Origin of the sequence: Colwellia sp. E2M01 (assembly GCF_018860585.1) — a bacterium.
Lineage (GTDB): Bacteria > Pseudomonadota > Gammaproteobacteria > Enterobacterales > Alteromonadaceae > Colwellia.
In genome coordinates this window covers 1-4,093 of sequence record NZ_JAHKPR010000052.1, presented here as the reverse complement: position 1 = coordinate 4,093, position 4,093 = coordinate 1, and the positions used below count along the sequence as shown (strand labels likewise).

Sequence of the window (4,093 nt, the reverse complement as noted above, 5' to 3'; positions counted from 1 at the left end):
ACCCAAGTGGTTTTGTAGTGACAGGTTAAAGTCAAATACTAACTTAGTAATGAAAAATTCGTGTAGAAAAGCCACACGTCATTTTGAATTACGTCGTTATTAGTTGATTTACCACTGTCATTAAGTTTGACAAAGACTATTGAAAAATAGCAATCACGTACTTAACAGTTACTTGAAACAAATTTCTTAAATTATTTATATTACTTTCCCAGATAGTTAAACAAGTTTTTATCTAGCGACAATAGCGCTGTGGCCCCACCTGACTCCATTCCGAACTCAGAAGTGAAACGCAGTTGCGCCGATGGTAGTGTGGGAGTTCCCATGTGAGAGTAGGACATTGCTAGATTTCTATTTAACCAGTAAATGAATCGCAACAGCGCCGATGGTAGTGTGACTTATGTTACAGAAAAGCCCATGTGAGAGCGAAGCGGGACATTACTAGGTTTCTATTCGAGCGCAAGCTCAAGGGAAAAGCCCGACTCATTGAGTCGGGCTTTTTGCTCAAGCTTCTATTTATTAGTTAACCATTAGGTTGTTTAATAAATAAAAGTTTTGTTTAGCGACAATAGCGCTGTGGTCCCACCTGATTCCATTCCGAACTCAGAAGTGAAACGCAGTTGCGCCGATGGTAGTGTGGGAGTTCCCATGTGAGAGTAGGACATTGCTAGACTCCAAATTCCATCAGAAATGATGAAATGGCCCCGTGGAGGGGTTCCCGAGTGGCCAAAGGGATCAGACTGTAAATCTGACGGCTCAGCCTTCGGTGGTTCGAATCCACCTCCCTCCACCATATTTCCTTATAGGAATGATTAAATACCAGCAAGTTGCTGGTATTTTTTTTGCATTTTCTTCAGCTTTTCACTTTCTTCTAGAGTCAATTTAGAATCCCCTACCTCAAGTAATAGGTTGCTAGTTTTATTTAACTCTTTAATTGATGGCTTCGTTTTATCATAAGAGACTAATAAAACTTGCAGCAAGTTTAATTTTATCCCTACATGCTTTGGAAACAATTCAGAAGCTCTTTGTAATTTTATTATTGCTTCAGGATATTTTTCTTGTTTATAAAGTCTTAAACCAAGCTCTATATCGGCTTGTGCTTGTTCTTTTAAACTTATCGCTTCCTTCTCGTTTTCTATACTTTTATTTGCTCCTTCTTCACTTTTAATAAGTATCTGTGAGGCTAAGTTATTTTTATTTAATTTTTTCAATATTTCTGATATTTCAATTAGCTTATCTGGTGCTATATTTAATTGCTCTTTTGATAATAGTTTTTCACCTTTCACAATCTCTTCGTTTGCTAGTTGTCTCTCTTTGGTTATTTCAAATAAACATGCACCTAGAAAATGCGACTGGATCTTTAAGTCACTTCTTTTAAAGTCTCGAGTCATTTGCTTTAAGAAGGTAAATGCCTTGTTATTCATTTTCTTTGCGTCAACTAATGATAATGTCGGAGCGTACGCTATTAATGCATTAACGTACTTAAGTGTATTATCTGCACAATGGTGTATAGAGTTATGTGCTAACTTGTAATTATTTTCATAAGCTATTGTTGCTTTGGCATAATGCTGATTTTGAATACAAAGGTTTGCATATTTTTGTAATCTGGTAAGGGAACGTGGTGATAACAATAAGGCTTTTTCTAATATCTCTTCCGCAAGTAAATAATGGAACTGTTCTTCGTAAGTTACAGCAAGCCAGTCGTAACTAGATAAATAAAGAGGGTAATCTTTAATTAATATCTTAAATAACCTTTCTGCTTCAGTTAGCTTATTCTCATTTAAAGCTATTTTACCTAAACCTATTGTCGCCCATTGGCAGTTTGCAGAGTGTTGGTGTTCAAGATAAATCGCATTTGCTTTTTCGTATAGGCCGAGTTCAAAATATTGCCTAGATATAATACCCAAACATTCTGTTTTATAGGGTGTATCTTGGGCTATTGCTCTCTTACAACGCTTAATAACAAGTTCATTGTTGTTATCATCTAGTGCTTGGTAAATAGAGCTCATAAAGCTCTTCTTCTTAAAACAATCTTTTAAACGTTTGTCTAAATCATTTAAAGAGTATGGTTTGCATAAATAGTGATCTGGTTTATGTTCTAGTGCAGCTAAAACCATAGATTGTGAGACTTCAGCCGTTATTAAAATAACAATACATTGGCGATTTATGTAACCATTAACTCTTAAGTCTTCGAGTATCTGCTGTCCGTTTTTTTGACTTTCACCTAGATCGTAACCTAATAATATGACGTCGTAAGGCTTTTGTTGGCAGATAGATGCAACATCCTGGGCGTAATGAGTACTATCTACTTGCTTATTTGTAGATCGCATTACAAATTGTTTGAGAATTTCTTGCGAGGGCTTGATGTTATCAACTATCAAGAAACGCATATTCTGATAATAATTTTCTGCCATGACACCCTTAAGGTAAATATGCTAATAACTAGGATAGTGATATACGACTTCTGCTACAATGCCACATCTCAAATTATTTCTGGTTAAACAAATGACATTTACATCTTTTTCTTTAGACGACTTATTGCTAAAAGCAATAAAAGCCTCTTCATATAATGAACCAACAGAAATACAAAAGCAAAGCATCCCTTTAATTCTAGCTAAACATGATGTTATGGCAAGAGCACAAACAGGTACAGGTAAAACCGCAGCCTTTGCTCTTCCTATTTTACAAAATTATATAACATCTTCATCTAGTGAAAGAGTATTAAAAACTCTTGTGTTAACACCAACACGTGAACTGGCTCAACAAGTGTATAAAAGTTTTTGTCAATACGGTCAATATACTTCAATTAAAACAGGTATTGTTTATGGTGGTGTAAGTACTAAAACACAAATTCAGGAATTAAAAGCAGGAATTGATATTTTAATTGCTACCCCTGGCCGATTATTAGATCTACTCCACACTAAATCTGTGAAATTAGACAAAATTGAAGTGCTTGTGTTTGATGAAGCTGATCGAATGCTAGATATGGGCTTTAAAGATGAAATAGATAGAATTAGTCAGCACTTGCCTGAGCATAAGCAAACGTTATTATTTTCGGCTACTTTTGCCGATGAAATTTACCAGATGAGTAAAAAGATACTTATTAACCCCAAAATTGTTGAGATAGATGAAAAAAACAAAGCTGCTGATGATGTAGAGCAAATTGTTTATGGGGTTGATGCAGATAGAAAAAGAGAATTAACCTCTTATCTGATCGGCTCAAAAAACTGGAAGCAAGTGTTAGTTTTCACGAGAACAAAACAATGTGCAGATGAACTAGCGAAAGAAATGACTAAGGATGGTGTTAAATCAGTCGCTATACACGGAGATAAGTCACAAGGGGCCCGTGAAAAAGCTCTACTAGAATTTAAAGAAGGAAAGGTAAGGGCATTAATTGCAACTGACGTTGCAGCTAGAGGAATAGATATAAAAGGACTGTCGCATGTAATTAACTACGAACTTCCATATAACGCGGAAGATTATATTCATCGCATAGGACGAACAGCAAGAGCAGGTAATTCAGGTTTAGCTATCTCACTAGTTAGCACAGATGAAGAATGGCTATTAACAGCAATAGAAGAATTACTTGATACTAAGTTGTTGCAGCAATGGTTACCCGGTTATGAACCAGACCCGACAAAAGTGAGTGCCTCAGAGAAACGACCAATTAGTAAAAAAAAGGCTAGAAAAAATGCTTTATCTCAAGGTGATAAAGTAAGATCAAAGAAAAGAACAAGTAGAAGCCGTAGAAGATAATTACTTTAATTTCCGCTAATAGCAGTCTTTATAATCAATATTGTTACAGGAAACGAACGGTTAGCTGTATTTATAACCGAACAAACAAATAATTGAAATTAGTGCTTGTGCTCTATCAAAAACTCTCTACAATGCGCTCCAGTTCCAAGGGGTTCACAACAAATGAATCATGAAGAGCTTGTTTTACTAAGTTATCTACTCGCTTTAAGCACTAAATAACTTAAGTTAATGTTTAGTTTTGAAACGCTTTAAAATATTTTTTAAAGAAACTTAAAATAAAACATTGACATTAAAACTTGGGAGCGTATGATACGCATCCTGCTTCGGGGCAACAGCAACG

The 4,093-nt window shown here is 35.5% G+C and carries 2 protein-coding genes, 1 tRNA gene and 2 rRNA genes; 4 read left to right on the top strand and 1 reads right to left on the bottom strand.

The genetic code is table 11. The features are described from left to right. Nucleotides 1-231: 231 nt before the first annotated feature. The 3 genes from rrf (KO502_RS11045) (at nt 232) to KO502_RS11035 (ending at nt 790) form a co-directional block, all read left to right on the top strand. A 5S ribosomal RNA gene (gene rrf, locus KO502_RS11045) occupies nt 232-346 on the top strand. A 209-nt stretch (nt 347-555) separates the two neighbouring features. Further along, nucleotides 556-670, top strand: a 5S ribosomal RNA gene (gene rrf, locus KO502_RS11040). Between the two features lie 35 nt (nt 671-705). Beyond that, nucleotides 706-790: transfer RNA gene (locus KO502_RS11035), tRNA-Tyr, on the top strand. Nucleotides 791-809: 19 nt separating this feature from the next. Here KO502_RS11035 and KO502_RS11030 read toward each other — a convergent pair. After that, complete coding sequence (locus KO502_RS11030; RefSeq protein WP_216022633.1) at nt 810-2,411, bottom strand: response regulator; 1,602 nt, start codon at nt 2,409-2,411, stop codon at nt 810-812. A 91-nt stretch (nt 2,412-2,502) separates the two neighbouring features. Here KO502_RS11030 and KO502_RS11025 point away from each other — a divergent pair, with 91 nt between their 5' ends. Beyond that, nucleotides 2,503-3,753 carry a DEAD/DEAH box helicase gene (locus tag KO502_RS11025; RefSeq protein ID WP_216022632.1) on the top strand — a complete coding sequence of 417 codons (1,251 nt, stop codon included), beginning with the start codon at nt 2,503-2,505 and terminating at the stop codon, nt 3,751-3,753. Nucleotides 3,754-4,093 lie beyond the last annotated feature (340 nt).